Origin of the sequence: Prosthecobacter algae, from assembly GCF_039542385.1 — a bacterium.
Taxonomy (GTDB): Bacteria; Verrucomicrobiota; Verrucomicrobiia; order Verrucomicrobiales; family Verrucomicrobiaceae; genus Prosthecobacter; species Prosthecobacter algae.
Window position 1 is genome coordinate 79,774 of sequence record NZ_BAABIA010000013.1, and the last position, 18,955, is coordinate 98,728.

15 protein-coding genes are annotated in these 18,955 nt (G+C 62.3%); 8 read left to right on the plus strand and 7 right to left on the minus strand.

What is annotated here, in order from left to right:
- Positions 1 to 8 precede the first annotated feature (8 nt).
- The 3 genes from ABEB25_RS23240 to ABEB25_RS23250 are packed head-to-tail and all read right to left on the minus strand — an operon-like array spanning position 9 to position 3,871.
- Positions 9 to 2,696 (minus strand): zinc-dependent metalloprotease, encoded by a 2,688-nt coding sequence (locus ABEB25_RS23240; RefSeq protein WP_345738851.1) that lies wholly within the window; start codon positions 2,694 to 2,696, stop codon positions 9 to 11.
- 58 nt (positions 2,697 to 2,754) lie between these two features.
- Positions 2,755 to 3,405, minus strand: coding sequence for a phosphoribosylanthranilate isomerase (locus ABEB25_RS23245; RefSeq protein ID WP_345738852.1), 651 nt, complete (start codon positions 3,403 to 3,405; stop codon positions 2,755 to 2,757).
- Positions 3,395 to 3,871: a PleD family two-component system response regulator gene (locus ABEB25_RS23250; RefSeq protein ID WP_345738853.1), complete on the minus strand. Its 477-nt coding sequence runs from the start codon at positions 3,869 to 3,871 to the stop codon at positions 3,395 to 3,397. Before ABEB25_RS23250 ends, ABEB25_RS23245 begins: the two co-directional genes overlap by 11 nt.
- Positions 3,872 to 4,046: 175 nt before the next feature.
- On the opposite strand from ABEB25_RS23250, the gene ABEB25_RS23255 reads away from it, so the two are divergent.
- The 4 genes from ABEB25_RS23255 to ABEB25_RS23270 are packed head-to-tail and all read left to right on the plus strand — an operon-like array spanning position 4,047 to position 6,107.
- On the plus strand, positions 4,047 to 4,691 hold the full coding sequence (locus ABEB25_RS23255) for a MotA/TolQ/ExbB proton channel family protein (RefSeq protein WP_345738854.1): 645 nt from the start codon (positions 4,047 to 4,049) through the stop codon (positions 4,689 to 4,691).
- 32 nt (positions 4,692 to 4,723) lie between these two features.
- A complete protein-coding gene (locus ABEB25_RS23260; RefSeq protein ID WP_345738855.1) occupies positions 4,724 to 5,140 on the plus strand; it encodes a biopolymer transporter ExbD in 417 nt (138 codons plus the stop codon).
- The gene (locus tag ABEB25_RS23265; protein ID WP_345738856.1) at positions 5,137 to 5,868 is read left to right on the plus strand and encodes a hypothetical protein; all 732 of its coding nucleotides are present in this window, start codon (positions 5,137 to 5,139) and stop codon (positions 5,866 to 5,868) included. The genes ABEB25_RS23260 and ABEB25_RS23265 overlap by 4 nt, the downstream gene beginning before the upstream one ends.
- Positions 5,865 to 6,107 carry a hypothetical protein gene (locus ABEB25_RS23270; protein WP_345738857.1) on the plus strand — a complete coding sequence of 81 codons (243 nt, stop codon included), beginning with the start codon at positions 5,865 to 5,867 and terminating at the stop codon, positions 6,105 to 6,107. Before ABEB25_RS23265 ends, ABEB25_RS23270 begins: the two co-directional genes overlap by 4 nt.
- 104 nt (positions 6,108 to 6,211) lie before the next feature.
- Here the strand turns inward: ABEB25_RS23270 and ABEB25_RS23275 are convergent, their stop codons facing one another.
- A complete protein-coding gene (locus tag ABEB25_RS23275) occupies positions 6,212 to 7,882 on the minus strand; it encodes a hypothetical protein (protein WP_345738858.1) in 1,671 nt (556 codons plus the stop codon).
- A gap of 92 nt (positions 7,883 to 7,974) precedes the next feature.
- The gene (locus ABEB25_RS23280) at positions 7,975 to 8,589 is read right to left on the minus strand and encodes a ribonuclease HII (RefSeq protein ID WP_345738859.1); all 615 of its coding nucleotides are present in this window, start codon (positions 8,587 to 8,589) and stop codon (positions 7,975 to 7,977) included.
- 105 nt (positions 8,590 to 8,694) lie between these two features.
- Between ABEB25_RS23280 and ABEB25_RS23285 the strand changes: the two genes are divergently transcribed.
- Positions 8,695 to 10,200 (plus strand): hypothetical protein, encoded by a 1,506-nt coding sequence (locus ABEB25_RS23285; protein WP_345738860.1) that lies wholly within the window; start codon positions 8,695 to 8,697, stop codon positions 10,198 to 10,200.
- A gap of 579 nt (positions 10,201 to 10,779) precedes the next feature.
- Here the strand turns inward: ABEB25_RS23285 and ABEB25_RS23290 are convergent.
- The gene (locus tag ABEB25_RS23290) at positions 10,780 to 11,361 is read right to left on the minus strand and encodes a type III secretion system chaperone family protein (RefSeq protein ID WP_345738861.1); all 582 of its coding nucleotides are present in this window, start codon (positions 11,359 to 11,361) and stop codon (positions 10,780 to 10,782) included.
- Between the two features lie 64 nt (positions 11,362 to 11,425).
- A complete protein-coding gene (locus ABEB25_RS23295) occupies positions 11,426 to 13,462 on the minus strand; it encodes a hypothetical protein (RefSeq protein ID WP_345738862.1) in 2,037 nt (678 codons plus the stop codon).
- 642 nt (positions 13,463 to 14,104) lie between these two features.
- Here ABEB25_RS23295 and ABEB25_RS23300 point away from each other — a divergent pair.
- From ABEB25_RS23300 to ABEB25_RS23310, 3 genes are all read left to right on the plus strand, one after another.
- The gene (locus tag ABEB25_RS23300) at positions 14,105 to 15,142 is read left to right on the plus strand and encodes a sugar phosphate isomerase/epimerase family protein (protein WP_345738863.1); all 1,038 of its coding nucleotides are present in this window, start codon (positions 14,105 to 14,107) and stop codon (positions 15,140 to 15,142) included.
- 440 nt (positions 15,143 to 15,582) lie between these two features.
- Positions 15,583 to 16,536, plus strand: coding sequence for a sugar phosphate isomerase/epimerase family protein (locus ABEB25_RS23305; RefSeq protein WP_345738864.1), 954 nt, complete (start codon positions 15,583 to 15,585; stop codon positions 16,534 to 16,536).
- Positions 16,537 to 16,603: 67 nt separating this feature from the next.
- Entirely contained in the window at positions 16,604 to 18,952 is a 2,349-nt protein-coding gene (locus ABEB25_RS23310; RefSeq protein WP_345738865.1) for a DUF1549 domain-containing protein, read from the plus strand.
- Positions 18,953 to 18,955: the final 3 nt, after the last annotated feature.

Consider the following 18,955-nt stretch of genomic DNA (forward strand, 5'->3'; position numbering starts at 1 on the left):
GGCGGTGGTTACTCGTCCAGGCCACGTTTGATCTTGTAGCGCAGGAAGGCGGCGTGGGCAGGCGCAGCCGTGAAGGGCGCGGCCTCCAGGCGGCGGCGGATGTCCTCGATCTCCGCATAGGCCACGGCCTGGGCGGCAGGCTGGTAAGCCCCATAGTTCACGATGCGCAGCAGGCGGTCCACATACTCGCTCTGCAGGGCCTGCCGCAGGCTGCCGGGGCCGGTGGCGGGATCATTGAGAAAGATGGCGTCCGTCAGGCGGTCCATCACCTGGGTCAGGGGCAGCTCATTGCCGTAAAGGGCGCTGTCCAGGATGCGGCGCTGGGTATCGGTGTGCAGCAGGTGGTCTAACAAAGACTTCTGCAAAAGGCCCACGCGGTCATGCAGACGGGGGTCCTCATCTTCCTTGCGGAAGTTAAAGCCGCGCCGCTGCTGCTGGAGGTGGGCCACCAGATCCGCCGGCACATTCCAGGCATCTGGGGCAAAGGCGTATTTCGCCAGGGCGTCCAGTGCAGCTTCTTGCTTGGCCTTTTCCACAGGTGTGTAGGGCTTCTTGTCCGGGGCCTGCCCCACAAAGGCGCGCTCCACATACACCCCGCCGACATAGCGTGACATGGAGACGAGCGCATCCGCCGATTCCCGCGTCAGGGTCACATAGGCCTGGGTCAGGCTCTGCCAGCTTTCGCCCTTGCGGGGCTCCTTGGTCAGCAGATCCGCCAGCCGCGCCTTCACCAGATCACAACGCTGGATACCGTAGGTGATCGGGTCGCCGCTCATGTCATAGATCATGGCGCGGGGATCGATACCCTTGCCCACCCGGCGCATGTCATCCGCATCATTGCCAAAGGCGAGCTCCGGCTGGTGGGAGCGGGAGGCGATTTTCTGCAGCCGCTTGTGTTCTTCCGACGGATCTTCCAGCGATTCGCTGTAGCCATAATCAATGGCCCAGTGGTCATACGGGCCGGGTTTGGTGATGTAGTATTCCCCCTGCGGCACGCCCTGCGGCGCGATGTTCGCCGGCATGTAGTCCATGACGGATCCCGTCAGTCCGGTCTTGGAGGTGATCTCCTTTTTGTGGATTTCATTCGCATCATAAAGATGGCTGGCGCGGAAGTTGTGGTTCAGCCCCAGAGTGTGGCCCACCTCATGGAGGATGAGCTTGATGAGGGCCTCGCGGGTCAGGTCCTTCATCTCCGTGTCACTGGCCCCGCGCAGGCGCAGCGCCGCACTGCCAAACAGCAGCCCCTGCTGGGCAAACTGGCCGTCCTGGCACAGGTGGGGATCTTTGCCCTGGAAGGTCGGTGCCTCCTTGTCTTCCGGCGTGGCCAGCCCCAGCTCCGTGAACACGCGCTGGCTGCGCAGGCGGTTGGTCAGGAAGCTGAACTCCAGCATGATGTCCGCACCCAGGATCTGCCCGGTGCGCGGGTTCACAAAGCTGGGGCCGTAACCGCCAAAGGGAGGATTGGGGGAAGAGGTCCAGCGCAGCACGTTGTAGTTGATGTCGCCCGCATCCCAGGTGGCGTTGTCAGGCTGTTGCTTCACCACGATGGCGTCCTTGAAACCTGCCGTTTCAAACGCTTGGTTCCAGCGCAGCGTCGCCTCGCGGATGAGGTCGCGCAATTCCACAGGCGTGGTGTTTTCGATCCAGAAGACGATGGGCTGCACAGGTTCGCTCAGCGCGGTGCCGGGCTTTTGTTTCACCAGGTTCCAGCGGTGGATGACATCGCGGAAGGGCGTGGGCTCCATGCTGGTCATGTCTGTCACCTGGGTGCTGAAATAGCCGATGCGTGCATCATCAAAGCGCGGTTTGAAATCATTCACCGGCATGCGGATGAGATTGTGCTGCACCCGGATGCTCACATAGCGCGGGTCCGTGATTTCATCCGCCGTCATCTTGCCGTCATTGGCCCAGGAAGGGGAGGTGTTTTCATAAACGTACTCCACCTGGATGGCCGTGTTGTCCTGATAACCATTGATGCGGTTCAGCTTCGTCTTGGTTTCAGAAAGCCTGCCCAGCACCGCCTTGCTGGAATCGCCGCTGGAGGGGTACTTCACCATCAGCAGGCTCTCGCGCAGAAACAGGTTCGTGGCGGAGATGAGGTAACCGTTCGCATCCTCGGCCACCACCGGCTCGCTGGAAAGGATGGCGTGGGAGGTGTTGGCCTTGGCTGCGCGGGCCAGGGGGCTCTGCGGATCAAAATAAAACGCGGTGTTTTCGGCGATGAACTCGATGCGGTCAAAGGTGCGGCCAATGCGGAAGATGCGCTCGCTGCCATACTGGCCGCGGTTGTGCCCGGCCTGGACCACCCCATCCATTGTCTGGTTGAAGTAGATGAACTCCGGCCCGATCTGGTCCTTCTTCACATACAGGTGCAGGGTGCCCTTTTCCCGGTCCAGGTAGAACTCAAACAGGCCCGTCACATGATGATGGCCCTTGGTGACTTCCGCCAGGGTCTTTTTCTTCACCGGCACCGCAGCCGTAGGGGGCGGGGTGGGCTTTGCGGGCTCCTCCGGTTTCTTTTCAGGCTCAGGCTTCTTCTCCGGCTCCGGTTTCGGGTCCGGTTTGGGGTCCGGCTTCGGATCGGGTTTGGGTTCCGGTTTGCCCGGGACAGGTGTGGGCGGTGCCGGCTTCGGGGCCGGTTCAGCAGCAAAGACGAGACCCGTCAGGCAGACTAGGGAGAGCGAAAGCAGGCGCATGGTGGGATGGAACGCACCAGCCTACCCCAGTCTTGGGCCGGGAATGCAAAATGTGTGTTCAGCCCAACCGCGCCTGTTCGATGAACTCGGCCACCAGTGCCAGGTCTTTGATGCCGGGGGCGGACTCCACGCCGCTGGCCACATCCACCCCGGCGGGTCGGGTTTGCTGCACGGCCTCACGCACATTGGCGGGGGTGAGGCCTCCGGAAAGGATGATCTTCTTCTCCGGGAACTCGTGCTGGGCGATCACGGCCAGCTCCCAGGGAAAAGTTTCCCCCGCGCCGCCATAAAGGCCCGGATTGTAGGCATCCAGCAAAATCGTTTCGCAGGGATACTCGCCGATCTGGGCCAGGGATTCCCGATTTTTCACCTGCAGGGCCTTGATGACGTGGGCCCCCGTCTCCAGCAGGCGCGCCACCTCGGCGGGGGATTCGTCCCCGTGCAGTTGCAGGATGTGCACCAGCGCCTCCTGGGTCAGTTGGTCCAGCAGTTCGCGCTCAGGATTCACCATCACCGCGATGAGGCAGGTGTCTGCATGGAGGGAGGGCAGCCACAGGGCGGCCTCGCCCACGGGGAGATAGCGCTTGGATTTCGGCCAAAAATTGATCCCCAGAGCATCGGCCCCCAGGCTGATGATGTCGCGGGCCTGCTGTTCCTGGGTGATGCCGCAGATTTTGACGGCGGGCGTGGAAGTGGCTTCAGGGAACATTCGGGGGCGGGGCAGGGGGGCTGAGAATAGGGGGCAGGGGCGGCAGCGTGTCTGGCAGCAGGCCCGTCGTCAGGGACAGCAGCAAATCCAGCTTGGGAGGATACGGCAGCACACCGCGAACGCGTGCACTTCGTGTCAAATTCGGGTGCGTGGCACTGTCCTCCCCGCGCACCATGAAGATCACCGGTGGGGCGGTGTGGCTGCCGGGATGGGCCAGCGGATAGGCCCGGCTGAGCAGGCTGTCCAGCAGGATGCCGCTCATGTCCGGCAGTGTCAGGGCGAAGATAAAAAGCTGGTAAGGCCGGCTCAGCGCCATCTCGAAGGCCCGTTCGGCCGAGGGGGTCTCATCTACCTGACAACCGCGAAAGGACACCAGCGCTTCCCGGATCAAACGGCGAAATGGCAGGCTCTCCTCCGCCAGCAGGACGCGCAGCGGGGCAGAAGCCGTGGGTAAAGAACTTTCCATTATCGAGAAGCAGGTTAAGATTCTCAGGTTTACAATCTCAATCAAGAGGCATAAATCATGCTGAGGAGGTTCATGTGCATTTTGCGCGAGCCTCGCGCCAGCCTGGGCACTACGCAACGACATGACTGAACTGATTTCAAAAGGAGGACCTCTGGTATGGCTCTTGATGGCCTGCATGGGGTTTTCCATCGCCATTTTCCTGGAGCGGCTCGCCTACTACCACCGCGTGAGCATGAACATCGGGGAATTCCTGGCCGGCCTGGCTGCCCTGATTCGCAAGCGCAACTACGCTGAAGCTTTGCAGGAAGCCCTCGCCACCCGCGTCCCGGCAGGCCGTGTCATCCACGCCGCCCTGCTGCGCCACCATGCGCCGCGCGATCAACTGAAGGAGATCGTCCAGGAAGCTGGCCAACTGGAAGTGCCCCGCCTGGAGCGCTACCTCGGCATCCTCAATGCCATCGCCCACGTCGGCCCCCTCGTCGGTCTGCTGGGCACCGTCATCGGCCTGCTCGACAGCTTTACCAACCTTTCCTCTGCCAACGGCGTCACCACCCCGGCTGAAGTTGCCCGGGGTGTTTACCAGAGCCTCATCACCTCCGCCCTCGGCCTCGTGGTCGCCATTCCTGCCTACCTCTGCTACGCCTTCCTCAGCGCCCGCTCCCGCTCCATCATGCATGACCTCGAGCGTGCTGGGGTGGAGATCGTCAACCTCATCGAAGACGCCAAGTCCACCGACAACATCGTGGAATTCCGCCAGGCTGCCGTGGAGGACACGGCGCATTCCCAGGTGAAAGGCCGCTCGCGCGGTCAGCGCGGCTGAGTTAAGATCACGCGGCACCCCACCTGCCAACGATGAAGCTCGAAAGCCATTTGCCGAGGCAAAGTCCCTGGCTCTACATCACGCCGCTGCTGAATGCCATTCTGCTGCTGCTGGTGTATTATTTGTTCAGCAGCGGTTTTGTCATTCAGTCCGGCATCACGGTGGAAAAGCCGCGTTCCTCCAGCCGCCTCACGGGTTTCGATCGCGCGCACATCATCACCATCGCCCCCGGCAATGAGGTGCCCATGTACTTCGATGGTCGCCGGGTCAATTTTGAAGAGCTCACCCAGCGCCTTGTGGATGGTCGGGCAGGGGAGCGCCGCGTCATCATCCACCATGATCGCCAGGCCCCCAGCGGCCGCGTGGTGGAGGTCATCAATCTGGCGCAGGAGCTCGGCTTCGAAGCCGCCCTTTCCACCACCCCCACGCCCGCGCCCCTGGTGCCATGAAGCACGAACGCGCCCTCATCTTTGACTGGGATTCGCACGATGGCAGCATCGTCCGCATGGGGCTGGCCCTCCTGGTCACCCTCGCCGCCCTGGTGGGCATGTTCATCGTCTTTCGCGTGGTCACGCCTGAGTCACGGCCGGTGGATGTTCGCCCCCAGCGTGTGCTCCTGCTGAACCCGAACGAGCCTGCCGAGCGCGCTCTCATTCATCAGGCCATGGACCGTAGCTTTGGCCTGCTGCCCTCAGAGACCTCCATCACCGGCCCGCTGAAGTCCCTGCGGATGCCTTCCTACTCTCCCAGTTATGCCAAACATGAGCTGCGGCTGAAGCCCGTGCCCTCCGGCCTCGCCGCCAGCAGCCAGGTACGCCCCTTTGCCCTGGACATGGATGTGCTGCCACCGCTGCCCGCCGCCCAGCCCCGGACGGCCGATGCCCCACCTGCTGCGCCCTCCGTCCTCCGCGCCGTCCCGGAAGGCCCCGTGGCCGCCCGCGCTCCCGCCCGGCTGGACATCCCCGGTGTGCCCCTGGCAGACATCACCCGCCCTCGTTTCCAGATCGCCATTGGCCGTCTCGGCCAGGTCATCGTGGCCCTGCCACTCAGCGCCTCCGATGATGTGGAGATTAACCAAAAGCTCCACCACGCCATCACCCAGATGCGCTTTGCGCCGGCGGACAAGGAAATGGAGTGGGGCCAGGTCTCCTTCCGTTGGGAGGTGAAGGCCCCATGATCGGCATCGGTCTCGCCCAGCTCATCATGCTGGTCATGCTCATCGGTGTCTCCAGCGTCTGCGCCCTCTGGTTTTACACCTTCTGGAGCGAACGCCGCCGCGAGTTGAAACGCCGCCGCATCGCCATCCTCTGCCGCATCTGTGGCTGCACCTACGCCATCCCAAAAAAGGGCAGCAGCATCACCGTCTGCCCCTCCTGCGGCAGCAAAAACGAACGCGGCGGCCTGCCTCCCATTTAGAGGAAGGGGACAGCTCTTCGCCAAAGACGGGTCTTTGCGCCCCTAACAAAAAAGACCCGGCCTCCGGGGGCCGGGTCTTCGCGAAATCCTTCTCCTCAGCCAGCTTATCGCTGGATCAGGTTTTCATTGTTCTCGAGCTGGAATCGCTCTTCCTTGATGGTCTCCGCGCTGCCATCCATCCGCACCACGCAGCGGGTCTGGCCTGCATAGGGTTCCGTGGCCAGGACGATGGCTCTGCTGGGCGCATCGGCGGTCAGCGTCGCATCGTAAAGCCACACTGGGGTGCCGCCTTCGCGGTTCAGCAGTTCCGCTCCATTTGGCAGGTCGCTCAGCGTCGGGGGCAGCGCACCGTTGTGTTCCGCCGCGTAGGCCCGCAGGGCCAGCACGATCTCGCGACCTTGGGTGGAAGCCTTCATCTGGTTGGCCTTCACGCTCATCAGGTTAAACGTCGGCACCGCCAGCGAAGAGAGGATGGAGAGAGTGGTGATGGAGGTCAGCACCGAGGTGTCGCTCAGCGGGAAGGCCAAGTTCGCCAGGCCTAGCGTGCCATCCGGCAGGTTGGCCATGCAGCCCGCCTGGCCGTGGCCCAGGTAGGGTGTCAGAAAGTCCAGCCCCTTGTTCACCATGTCCTTCATGGACTGCGGCTCGGTGGAAACTTCCATGCCCTGTCTTGCCAGGCTCTGCAGCGTCTTCAGCAGCACCGGGGACAGATACACCGCTGCGTTGCCCTCCTGGGGCATGCCCGTCCACGCGGTCTTGAATTCCGCATCGGTGGTCAGCAGTTCCTTGCCTTCCAGCGCCTTCTTCAGAAAGCTGGCCCGCGTGGCCAGCATCAGCCGGTCCGCCTTGCTGTCAAAGCGCAGCATCGGCTGGAAATCCATCGGCGCAGGGCCCACGGCTGCCTTGAAAGTGATGGTCAGCACCCCGTCCTTGTCCACCACCTCCACAGGGATGGCAGGATTGCTCAGCATCGGCAAAAACTGCTGCTTCAGCGGCTCCAGCAGCCAGCCCAGGCGATCCGCCACCAGCAGGGCATCCAGGCCCGGCACCGGCACTTCGGCCCCCGGCAGCGGCAGTTGCTGGTCTGGATACACCTGGATGAACAGGCCCAGGCGGGCATCCAGTTTTTCGATGAGTTCACGCTTGGTGATCCCCAGCATCGGCACCGGCTCATTCAGCGGGGCCTCCACATTCGCACGCCCCTGCTCAGGCATCATGGCGATGAAGCTGGCCAGGGAATCCTTCGCCACCGACTTCAGGTGCAGCGGGATTTCCAGCGCCAGATCCGTGCCCTTCGGGGCCGTTTGCAGGATCATGAAAGGCTCCGCTGGGCCGCCATTCAGTGTCATCAGGCCCTTGCGCCCATCTGGAGTCAGGGCAAACGAGCGGGAGTGGTACAGCCCCGAGTCCATGCGGCGCGAGCTGGATCCCAGCGCCTTCACATTGTCCAGGCCGAAATCCTGGAACAGCTTCACAAACGAAAAGCTCGTCGGCAGCTCCTTGCGCTGCTCCGGCGGCAGGTTCTTGACGGCATCGTCCAGCATCATCGCGATGGCTTCCATCAGCCCGGCCTTGTCCGCATAGTTAAAGGAAGAGCCGCCCACTTCCAGGTGCGAGGCCACCTTCATGAAATAGGGCGAGGCATGGCTGGTGATCAGCGGCACGCTGGGCACTGCCGGTGTGGTCGATGCCACCGGGGCGGCGGCTTGCGGGGCTTTGTTGCACTGGGCCAGCAGGCATACTGCGGCGAGGCTGAGGAGCGGTGTTCGTTTCATGCGGGAGTGTGGACTGACTAATGAATGCCCTTATCCTTCCCTCGGAGTTACAGAAAGTAGAATTTTCTGCTAAATTTCCATCCGCACCTTTTTTACAGCCCCAGCTCTAGCTGCGCCACCGGGGCAAAGCTGCGCCGATGTTCCGGGCAGGCCCCCAGCCGCTTCAGCGCCTCCTGGTGCCGGGGCGTCGGGTAGCCCTTGTGAATCTCAAAGCCGTAGCCCGGATACTTCACCGCCATCTCCACCATCAGCCGGTCGCGGCTCACCTTCGCAATGATGCTTGCCGCTGCGATGGAGTAGCTCAGGCTGTCGCCCTTCACCAGCGCCACATGCGGCACCGGAAAGTCGCGCACCGGCTTGCCATCAATCAGCGCCGCGCAGGGCCGAGGATCCAGCGCCAGCGCACAGCGGCGCATGCCCAGCCACGTGGCCTGCAGGATGTTGATGCGGTCGATCTCCGCCACCCCGATCATCTCGCAATGCCAGCGGATCAGCGGATTGCCCGTGATCTCCTCATACAGCCGCTCGCGTTTCTCATGCGAGAGCTGCTTGGAATCATTCAGCCACGGGTGCTCAAAGTCTTCCGGCAAAATCACCGCCGCCACGGAGACCGGGCCCGCCAACGGTCCGCGCCCTGCCTCATCAATGCCCGCAATCCACCGGTGGCCGGCGGCCCGGAGGCGGTTTTCGTGATCGAGCGTGGGCATGGGATAGCGTGGGAACTCCCGCCTTATGCCAAACAGATCAGGAAAAGTCAAAATGTGGTGACTATGCCGTGCAAAGCCGCCTTCCTCGCACGGTATCCTCTTTCCATGAGAAACCTTCTCCTCGCCTTTGGTCTCCTCGCCTCGGCCCTCAGTGCCCAGACACCCGCGCCCACCTCCACCATCAAGGCGGGCTTTGCGGAGCGGGACATCACCCCCGGCATCGGCATGGAGCAGCCCGGCGGTTATGGCAAATCCTACCACCTGACATTCCACGATGCCTGCAAGGTGCGCGTCGCCCTCTTTGACGATGGCAAAAAGAAGGTCGCCCTCATCGGGCTGGATACCCTCGTCGTGCCGCGCCAGGTGGTGCTGGATGCCCGCGCTCGCATTGAAAAAGAGCTCGGCATCCCTGGCGATTGCGTCATGGTCGGTGCCTCCCATTCCCACTCCTCCGGCCCCGTGGGCATGGTGCTGCCGGGCGAATATGATGCCGCCTCAGACCTGGTGAAAAAGCTCGCCTATGAGGAGTCCTCCTGCGCCGATGCCGGCTTCCTCCTCCGCGTCACCCATGAGATCGTCGAAGGCGTCCGCGCCGCCTCCCTGGCCCGTGTGCCCGCCCAGCTCAGCTTCGGCTTCGGCCATGAGGACAAGGTGGCCTTCAACCGCCGCCTGCGCATGAAAAACGGCCAGAGCTGGAGCCACCCCGGCCCCGGCAATGCCGACATCATCGAATACGCCGGGCCCATTGACCCGCAGGTCGGCGTCATCGGTGCCTGGGATATGCAGGGCCAGCTCCTCGGCGTCATGGTCAATTACGCCTGCCATGCCACCACCAACCCCGGCGGCATCTCGGCCAACTGGATCTACTACCTGGAAAAAACCATTCAAGGTGCTCTCGGTTCCAAAGCCCCCGTCGTCTTCATGCAGGGTGCCTGTGGCGATGTGACCCAGGTGGACAACCTTAGCACCGCCCGCCGCCCCGGTCCGGAGGAGTGGGCACAGCTCGTCGGGGGCCGTGTCGGGGCCGAGGCCCTGAAAGTCCTCTTCACCAGCCCGCGCGGCACCGCCGCCGTGCTGGACAGCCGCCAGAAAGTGCTCTCCATCCCCCGCCGCAAGCCCGCCCCTGAACGCGTGAAAAAGAGCCTCGAAATCGTCCAGGCAGGCAAGCCTAAGGGCGACACCTCCGGCTGGATCTTTGCCAAGGAAATCGTCATGCTCGACCACCTCTGCCAGGTCACTCCCAAGGTGGACACCGAAGTGCAGGTTATCCAGGTCGGCCCCGCCGCCTTCGTCAGCAACCCGGCCGAATACTTCGTCCAGTTCGGACTCGACATCAAAAAAGGCAGCCCCTTTCCCTTCACCTTCCCGGTGGAGCTGGCCAACGGCATCGTTGGTTATGTCCCCACCGAGGAAGCCTTCGGCCCTCACGGCGGCGGATATGAAACCCGCCTCACCGCTTACAGCAATCTGGAGATCACCGCCGGTCGCCAGATGGCCGAAACCGGCATCGCCCTCACCCGCGAGATGACCCCCACCCCCGCCCCCGAAGCCCCCAAAGCCATCTTCGGCAAACCCTGGACCTACGGCAACGTCCCGCCGGAACTGGAGTAGGTACCGTTAAACATCATTGGTTAGACCCGCGCAGCAGGCGGCCCAAAAGTAGCCCGCACAGTCCCTGTGCGGAAAGCCGCGCCGAATGCAAACAGATCAGCGAGCTAATAAACCCACATGCCCCCCGTCTTGATCACACCTCCAGTCAACCCACCACGCGAAGCGTCCTGGAGTGCGGTGGGAAGCGCTCAAGCGCCACACCGCTCCTTGCGGCGACTCCAGGTGCCCTCCACCCAACCGCCCCGAGCGTAGCCGCTTGAACGGTAGCCCGCACAGTCCCTGTGCGGAAAGCAACGCCGAATGCAAACAGATCAACGAGCTAAAAAGCCGCATTCCCCAAACCCCGCAGCCAAAAGGTAGCCCGCACAGTCCCTGTGCGGAAAGCCACGCCGAACGCTAACAGATCAACGAGCTAATAAAACCGCACGCCCCAAGCCCCGCAGCCAAAAGGTAGCCCGCACAGTCCCTGTGCGGAAAGCCGCGCCGAAAGCAAACAGATCAACGAGCTAGCAAAACCGCATGCCCCAAATCCCGATCATCCACACCGTGTGTGGAGAAGGGATCGCCTGGGACGTCGCACTAGGGCAGAGGCATTTCTTGAGTCACGATGGGCAGGGGCGGCGGCAGGATGTGGCGGCTCTTCAGGTGAGCGCGGAACTGGGCCAGCGTGGTGCTGCCTGCGGCGATGGCCACCAAATAGGGGGCGTATTGCTGGATCGCGGTGACGGCGTGGCCGACAGCGTCGATCGCGATCTCTGGGGGGAGATCGGGTGGGGAGGTCAGCAGGCCGCACTGGAGGTAACAGACGCCCTGTTCCACATCCAACCCGTAGGAGCAGACGGGCAAGAGGCGATTGATGATGAAAACGGCCTGCATGAAGTCGGGCATCCGCTCCGCCGGGATCTGGAAGGGCAGGAGGGCGGAGCCGTGGAGGAGCTCCACCACGGTGGGCTCTTGCGGGCTGTAACCCTGCGTGGCGAGCAGTTCCGTAAGGCTGGTGAAACTGAGGGTGATGATCTGCTCGCCCTGCCACACATCCGCGACGACGGCCACCGTCTCCACGCTCACGCCGGGCTGGGCCGGGGTGTGGATCACGGGTTCGTCAGATTCGGTAGTGAGGATGGCGGCGAGGCGGCCGAGGCCGGTGGTAGGAGTCGACATGCGGGTGGTGGGAGAAAGGGTCTGAAGCTAGAGTGAAACGGGGCGAAAACGGGGGGCCGTGGGGTCACTTCATGCGCACGTGGTTGCGCAGGGAATCCTGGCCCGCCTTTTGCACATTTTTATCCGCGTGCATCTGGGAGTTCACCACTCGCACAATGTCCGCATCCTTCATCCCCAGTTGCCGCGCCAGCTTCACGCTGGCGGCCTCTTCAGGCAGGTCTGCTGCGATGATGCCGTGGCCATTGCGCTGCCCGGCGGCCTGGAGGCAGTCTTCTTTGAGGCGGTTGGCAAAGGCCTCAGCCGCAGCGCCGCTGTCGCGGGTGATTTTCTTGATCCCGCAGCACCTTTGCAGCTCTTTCATGGTAAGGATGTCAGGGGCCGCATTGCCCGGAGGCATGAGGCCGTGCTTGTCCGAGAATTTTTGCAGGGAGATGATGGTTTTCACATCGCTGGTGGTGAGGGTCACTTCGCGTGCGGAATTCATCTTGGCTCGCACGGAGTCTCCTTTGTGGACGGCATTCGAGTCCAGCACGATGCCGCGTTTGCGCTCTTGGTAACAATTGGTTAGGCCTTGATGCACGGCCTGGAGATTGGCCTTCACACTATCGGTGACAAATTTACCCAATTTCCCAGCCGCCTCGATCCCGGCCCCGGCGACTTTGGCATTCACGGCGAGATAGGCGGCCCCGGCCCCTGCAATGACGGCGGTGGCGTGGCCGACTTTGGTGTCGTTGTACTTCGTCTGGGCTTGGGACATAATCTCGCCTGGGGAGGGGAGCGACCTGAGCGCTTGGCCGGCGGACTTGACCAGATCGGCGGCTTTATCCATCACGGCATTCACCTTCATCCCCGCTTCGATGACCATCTGGTTATTCTCCAGGTCATTGTTGATGCGGTTTTTCAGCTTACCCACGAAGTACTTGTCCTTTTCGTTATCCACGGTTTCGAGAAGGGCCTGTTTGTATTCCTTGTTTTCCAGCTTGGTAATGTTGGGCAATTCCTTCATCCCGTACTTCTCCAGCTTGGAGAGGGCTTTCTCGGTATCGGCAACACTTTGCTTCATGCTTTTGCTGTGCGCGTGACGGCCCACATCGTAAACGACGACCCCCACGGAGGCTCCCGTGGCCACAAGACCCGCACCGGTGGCGACAGCGCCCGTCGCGGTGGCTACGATGGCGGCGGGGGCGGCCCCAGCGCCAAAGGTGCCGGCCCCCATGGCCCCAGCGACGACAGCGGCGGACCCCGCCACAACGGTGGCTCCACCGGCCACAGCGGCACTGGCCCCCGCGACTGCGGCTAGGGTGTGGTGCACCTGGTTTTTAGTCTGTTTCATCTCCACGCGTTTGGCGACGGCGGCCAGGGCATCCTCCCCACTCAGGTAAGCGGCGCTCCGGGCATCGTGGGCATTCTTTTTCACGTCTCCTGCCTTGTGCGCCATCAGGCCCTCCCGCACGGCGGTGGCCGTGCCGGTGACCACGCGCGTAGCCCCCAGGGGGATATTCACCGCTCCGCCCACCATGCCCACGGCACTCACGGCCGTGGCCCCTGCATCCGCCGCGACGACTCCCACCTTCGTCGCATTCACCGCCAGATTCGCCCCCGCATCCACCGTCGCCCGCAGCTTGTCCCCACCGTCCATCAGGTGCTGCCCGCGTGTGTTGCGCAGGGAGGTGGCCAGGTCGGCCTGAATTTGCGTCGCATGCAGCGTCTGGATTTCGGGGGACGCCAGAGTGTTATTAATGTCGTCGTTGATCCTATCCATGCGCAGTCGCACCTCCGCCAGCTTATCCGCCACTTGGTCAGCGGCCACGCCCAGTCGGCTGGGATTGTCCACGAGCAGCTTTTCCGTGATCCGTGCCTCCTGCAGCTTGGTGGAGCAGTAGTCCAGGTGCTCGATCTTCTCGGCCACTTTCGGGTCCTTTTCCAGCTTGGCCAGATCCTTCTTCAAGGCTTTGGCATCCCACATCTTGCGTTCGTCGGCCATCCACTTCAGATCCATGACGGCAGCAAAAGCCAGCGAGCCCGCGCTCCCCGCACTCCCGCCTAACGGAGTGAGCACTGGCGGTAGGGAAGAGGAGGCAGAGGAGTCAGCGGCTTTCATGACCTCCTGGGTTAGTCTTTTAAGAGAGGAGTGTGACGAGATAATGGGCAACATTTCCGAGAATCACAAAAAACGTGCCCCAGAGCCGCAGCCAAAAGGTAGCCCGCACAGTCCCTGTGCGGAAAGCCGCGCCGAAAGCGAACAGATCAACGAGCTAACAAAGCCACATTCCTGGAACGCCGCAGCCAAAAGGTAGCCCGCACAGTCCCTGTGCGGAAAACCACGCCGAACGCGAACAGATCAACGAGCTAACAAAACCGCACGCCCCTAACCCCCCCGTCATCAGTGCACCTCCACTCAACCCACTGCGCGAAGCGTCCCGGAGTGCGGTGGGAAGCACTCAAGCGCCACACCGCTCCTTGCGGCGACCCCAGGTGCCCTCCACCCATCCGCCCCGAGCGTGCAACGAACAACCCACATCCCCAGAACAGGATGCCAGCGACATTCCCGCACTGATTATGGTTGGAGTAAGCCTGTCTTTGACGGCCTGAATTTTCATGTCCTGTGAATCCTGCAAATCTTGTTAATCCTGTCTAAATTGCCCCGATGGCTTCTCCCATCATCGCCAGCTTCACGATGAACGGTTCATTCCCTTCAATCATCCCACCTTGACGGCACGCTCCTTGCACCCAGGTTGTCCCCATGAACCGGCGCGGTCTCCTCACTGCCATGCTTGCGACGGCGCTGCCGTTGCGGGCGGCCTTGGGGGAGCGGCGGTTGGGCCTGGCGATCGCCTCCTACTCCCACCGCTGGCGCGGGAAGTACTCCAGCTTCAAGGTGCCGCCTTTTGCCCACGCCCTGGATGTGATGGACCACATTCGCGGCCTGGGATTCGGTTCCCTCCAAATTGGTGTCGAAGGCTGGACGCTGGACTTGGCCAAACAGGTCCGGCAGACCTGCGAATCCTACGACATGGCCATCGAAGGCAGTGTGAAACTGCCCGCAAACGCAGGCGATGTGGGCCGCTTTGAGCGGGAACTGCGCACCGCCCGCGAGGCCGGGGCCATGGTCTTTCGTACGGCCCTGGGCGGCAGGCGTTATGAGGTCTTGGCGCGCCGGGCCGACTTCGAAGCCTGGAAGGTAGCCGCGCTGAAATCCATCACCCTGGCCGAGCCCGTGGCGCGCCGACTGCAGGTGCAGATCGGCATCGAAAATCACAAGGACTGGGAGCTACAGGAACTGGTGGCGGCGTTAAAAGCCGTGGCCAGCGAGCACATCGGCGCCTGTGTGGATACCGGCAATAGCCTTGCCCTGCTGGAAGATCCGCTGGCGGTCGTCGAGGCCCTAGCCCCCTACGCCGTCACCGTGCATCTGAAGGACATCGCCGTGCGCGACGATGAAGATGGCTTTCAGATGCGCGAGGTGCCGCTGGGGCAGGGCAGCCTAGACCTGCCACGCATGATCAGCCTCCTGCTCGCCGCGCGCCCCGGCCTGCGCTTCCACCTGGAGCTGATGACCCGCGACCCGCTGGAAATTCCCTGCCTCAAGGAAACCTACTGGGCCACCTTTCCCGACAAGCCGGGCCGCGACCTCGCCCGCACCCTGACCTGGGTCCGCGAACACCGCACCGCCACTTTGCCCAGGCTCGGTGAACTCTCGCAGCTCGCCCTGCTGACGCTGGAAGAAGAAAACATCGTCAAGTCCATGGCCACCGCCACCAAGATCCTGGGCTTCAAATAGCCCCCGCCTGGAAACGTAGGCTGGATGTGTTCGGCGCAAAGGCAGCCCGAAGCCCGCAAGCCACCCCTTTCTTTTGCTCGCCATCGTCATCGGTAAATGATAGAATACACCATTCGTTTTGACGCTGGCATGACCACTCCCTTTCACCGCTTGTTTCTGGGACTCCGCGTGTCCTTTTTTGCATCCGCAAACGAACCCGCGTTCCGCTTCAAAAATCCCCATGGGGAGACCATGGGGAAGGAAATCCCCATCCCATCCCCATCGCAAGTCGTTGGTCCATCGTGGGTTAGGAGGCTTCACCCCCAAATGGGGAAAAAACTGCGTCTCCCCATTCCCCCCATCATGGGGTTTCCCCCACGCGCTGTTTTTTCCTGGGCAGACGATGTTTGCCTGCCTTCCCCCGCAATCTGCGTTGACTCCGCGTCCGATAAGTACATGAGATGATTTCCGCCCACGCCGTGCCTGCCTCATCCTCCATCCTTTCCCTTTCCACCTGCTGGAACAGTCATCGCCACACCGAGGGTCGCGAGCTGGCTGCCGAGGCGCGGGAGCTGGGCTTTGAATGGATCGAGATCAGCCACGGCACCAAGATCTCTCTCCTGCCCGGATTGCTGGAGGCCGTGGCCGCAGGCGAGATCAAGGTCAGCAGCCTGCACAACTTCTGCCCGCCGCCGGTGGAGGTGATGATGGATGCGCCGGATGTGTACGAGTTCACTTCTGAAAAGGCCTGGGAACGCGAGCGCGCCATCTCCCTGACCAAGAAGACCCTGGCCATGGCGGCCCGCTTTGGCACGGACCGCGTGGTGATTCATCTGGGCTGCGCCAAGGTACGATCCCTCACGGAAAAGCTGGAGGCGATGACCCTCGCCGGGCAGCTTTATTCACGAGACTACTGCAACCTGAAGCTGGATCTCGTGGCGCAACGGGATAAGGCCAGCGCACGGGCCCTCGACCATGTGCGTGCGGCCCTGACGGAGCTGCTGCCCCTTTGTGAAAAGGAAGGCGTGAAGCTGGGCATCGAGACCCGCAGCCACTACGAGCAGATCCCAAATCAACGCGAGATGGTGGCGCTGCTGGCCGAATATGCGGACTGCCCCTGGGTGGGTTCCTGGCATGACTTCGGTCACGTGCAGCGTCAGGCAAATCTGGCCCTGGTGGATCATGCTCTCTATTTGTCGCAAACTGCTAGCCGTCTGCTCGGTTGCCATGTGCATGACGTGCTTTGGCCGAAGAAAGATCACCGCGCACCGCTGAGTACAGGCGGCGTCGCTTTGGCTGAATTGCTGCCTTTGGTGCCTGCGGGCGTGCCTTTGGTGTGGGAACTCAGCCCCGGAAACAGGCGGCAGGATGTGGTGCAGGCGCTGGCCTTGTGGCGTGAGACGTTTCCGGCCTAACGAAAAAGATTTATACGGGATTGTGAAAAAGCACGTGGGCCTTGGCGTTGGTTTGTACATGAAACGCATGCGTCCTTTCGCTCTGCTCAGCCTCCTCCTCATCACCGCGTCCGCCCAGGCCGCCGGGGATGCCACCTCCGCCGCCCGTGCCATCGACGCCCTGCTGGAGAAAGACTGGAAGAAGAGCAACGTCAAAGGCAACCCTGAGGTGGACGACAACACCTTTGTCCGCCGCATCTATCTGGACATCACGGGCCGCATCCCCACCACCCGCGAGGCGGAGACCTTCCTGAGTTCCCAGGCCCCGGACAAGCGCGCCAAGCTCATCGATCATCTTCTCGCCACCGAAGGCTACGTGCAGCACTCCTACAACTACTGGGCCGATGTGCTGCGCACGCAGACCAATGGCAACCAGACTGGTGCCATCACCGGCGCGGCCTATTCTAACTTCATCAAGGAGAGCCTGCGCAAGAACAAGCCCTATGACCAGTTCGTTCGCGACATGGTCGCCGCCCAGGGCGAGGCCTGGGACAATGGGGCCATCGGCTATTACATGCGCGATCGCGGCATGCCGCTGGACAACATGGCCAACACGGCCCGTGTCTTCCTGGGCACCCGTGTGGAGTGCGCCCAGTGCCATAACCATCCGTTCGACAAATGGACGCAGATGCAGTTCTTCCAGATGGCCGCCTTCACCTATCCGGTGCAGACCAATGACTATTACGGCGGCAGTTCTGAAGGCGCACGCCAGATGCTGCGCGACCGGGAAAAGGCCGCCCGCGACAAGTTCGTGATGCCGGTCATGAACAAGAAGATGACCGCCGAAGAGCGGGCACGGGCCAAGCGTGATGCCGAGCAGATCGGCAAACAGGCCCGTCTGGCCGGCGAGGCCGTGCGCAAGGAGAACCGCTATGTGGAAGAGGCGCTCACCGATGTGCGCAACCTCATGCGCTACACCTCGGTGAACTACCAAGACACCCGCAAGCTGACCCTCCCGCACGACTATCAATACAGCGATGCCAAGCCGCGCTCCCGTGTGGAGCCCGCCACCATGTTTGGCCATGCCGCTGAGGTGAAACCCGGCGAGACCCAGCTCCAGGCTTACGCCCGCTGGATGGCCTCCAAGGACAATGACCGCTTTAACAAGGTCATCGCCAACCGCCTGTGGAAGCGCGTGTTTGGCCTGGCCCTCATCGAGCCTTTGGATGAGATCATGGACTCCACGGTGCCGATGAACCCAGAACTCCAGGCCCACCTGGAAAAGCTGATCGTGTCCCTGAACTATGACATGAAGGCCTACCTGCGGGTGCTTTACAACACCAGCGCTTATCAGCGCCAGGTCACCCGCGAGGAGATCGCCCCTGGTATCGTCTATCACTTCACCGGCCCCATCCTGCGCCGCATGACGGCAGAGCAGATGTGGGATTCGTTCGTGACGCTGATCAACCCCAACCCTGACATGCCGAACGAGCCCCTGCGCGAGGCTTTCAACAACCGTATCTTGGGAGCCAAGAAGATCAGCGATTCCATGGAAGCCCTGACACCTGAACAAGTGCTGGCAGGGGCAGAGAAGTCCGGCAAGAAGTACAAGGAGCAGGCCGAGACCGTCCGCGACCTGCAGACGAAGATCTCTGAAGCCCGGGCCAAGGAAGACAAAGAAACGGTCACCAAGCTCCGTGACCAGCTTTCCAAGCTCCAGCGCGAGACCCGCACCTCGGTGAACCAGAACCTCATCCTGCCCGGCATGAAGAAGCTGGCCTCCGACCTCGGCGTGGTGCCTGCGGTGCTCCAGCCCGGTGGCAAAGACGGCGCCCAGGTGGTGGCTGCCAGCGGCGGCATGGACATGATGATGATGGCCTCCATGGCCGATGGCGATGTGAAGGACAAGATCTTCCTCCCTGGCTATGACACCCCTCGCAAATCCCGCGAAGAGGAAAAGGCCGCCCAGGCCGCCCGCGAGGAAGTCTGGAAAGAGGAGGCCAACTTCTACGGCCTACCCGAGAAACAGCAGCGCGACTACTTCCGCGCCCGTGCGGAGCAGATCCGCAACTGGGTCCGTTCCGCCGAGCTGGAAAGCCCCGCCCCGCGTGGCCACTACCTGCGTGAGTTTGGCCAGAGCGACCGCGAGTCCATCGAGAACGCCAACCACGAGGCCAGCGTGCCCCAGGCCCTGGCCATGATGAACGGCCAGCTCATGCCGCAGATCCTGCACCGCCACAGCCAGCTCATGCTCACCGTGGCCAAGGCCCAGTATCCGGATGACAAGGTGGAGGCCATCTATAAGACGGTGCTCTCCCGCAAGCCGACCGTGAAGGAAAAGGAAGTGTGGATGAAGGCCCAGGAACAGGGGCTGACCACCATCGAAGACCTCGTCTTCTCCCTCCTGAACACCCAGCAGTTCATTTTCATTCAGTAATCC

Coding starts and splice junctions, on each gene's coding strand:
- ABEB25_RS23255 (WP_345738854.1), top strand. CDS start 4,047: ATGGGGTTTTCCATCGCCATTTTCCTGGAGCGGCTCGCCTACTACCAC.
- ABEB25_RS23280 (WP_345738859.1), bottom strand. CDS start 8,589: ATGCCCACGCTCGATCACGAAAACCGCCTCCGGGCCGCCGGCCACCGG.
- ABEB25_RS23270 (WP_345738857.1), top strand. CDS start 5,865: ATGATCGGCATCGGTCTCGCCCAGCTCATCATGCTGGTCATGCTCATC.
- ABEB25_RS23240 (WP_345738851.1), bottom strand. CDS start 2,696: ATGCGCCTGCTTTCGCTCTCCCTAGTCTGCCTGACGGGTCTCGTCTTT.
- ABEB25_RS23265 (WP_345738856.1), top strand. CDS start 5,137: ATGAAGCACGAACGCGCCCTCATCTTTGACTGGGATTCGCACGATGGC.
- ABEB25_RS23275 (WP_345738858.1), bottom strand. CDS start 7,882: ATGAAACGAACACCGCTCCTCAGCCTCGCCGCAGTATGCCTGCTGGCC.
- ABEB25_RS23300 (WP_345738863.1), top strand. CDS start 14,105: ATGAACCGGCGCGGTCTCCTCACTGCCATGCTTGCGACGGCGCTGCCG.
- ABEB25_RS23250 (WP_345738853.1), bottom strand. CDS start 3,871: ATGGAAAGTTCTTTACCCACGGCTTCTGCCCCGCTGCGCGTCCTGCTG.
- ABEB25_RS23295 (WP_345738862.1), bottom strand. CDS start 13,462: ATGAAAGCCGCTGACTCCTCTGCCTCCTCTTCCCTACCGCCAGTGCTC.
- ABEB25_RS23285 (WP_345738860.1), top strand. CDS start 8,695: ATGAGAAACCTTCTCCTCGCCTTTGGTCTCCTCGCCTCGGCCCTCAGT.
- ABEB25_RS23245 (WP_345738852.1), bottom strand. CDS start 3,405: ATGTTCCCTGAAGCCACTTCCACGCCCGCCGTCAAAATCTGCGGCATC.
- ABEB25_RS23260 (WP_345738855.1), top strand. CDS start 4,724: ATGAAGCTCGAAAGCCATTTGCCGAGGCAAAGTCCCTGGCTCTACATC.
- ABEB25_RS23290 (WP_345738861.1), bottom strand. CDS start 11,361: ATGTCGACTCCTACCACCGGCCTCGGCCGCCTCGCCGCCATCCTCACT.
- ABEB25_RS23305 (WP_345738864.1), top strand. CDS start 15,583: ATGATTTCCGCCCACGCCGTGCCTGCCTCATCCTCCATCCTTTCCCTT.
- ABEB25_RS23310 (WP_345738865.1), top strand. CDS start 16,604: ATGCGTCCTTTCGCTCTGCTCAGCCTCCTCCTCATCACCGCGTCCGCC.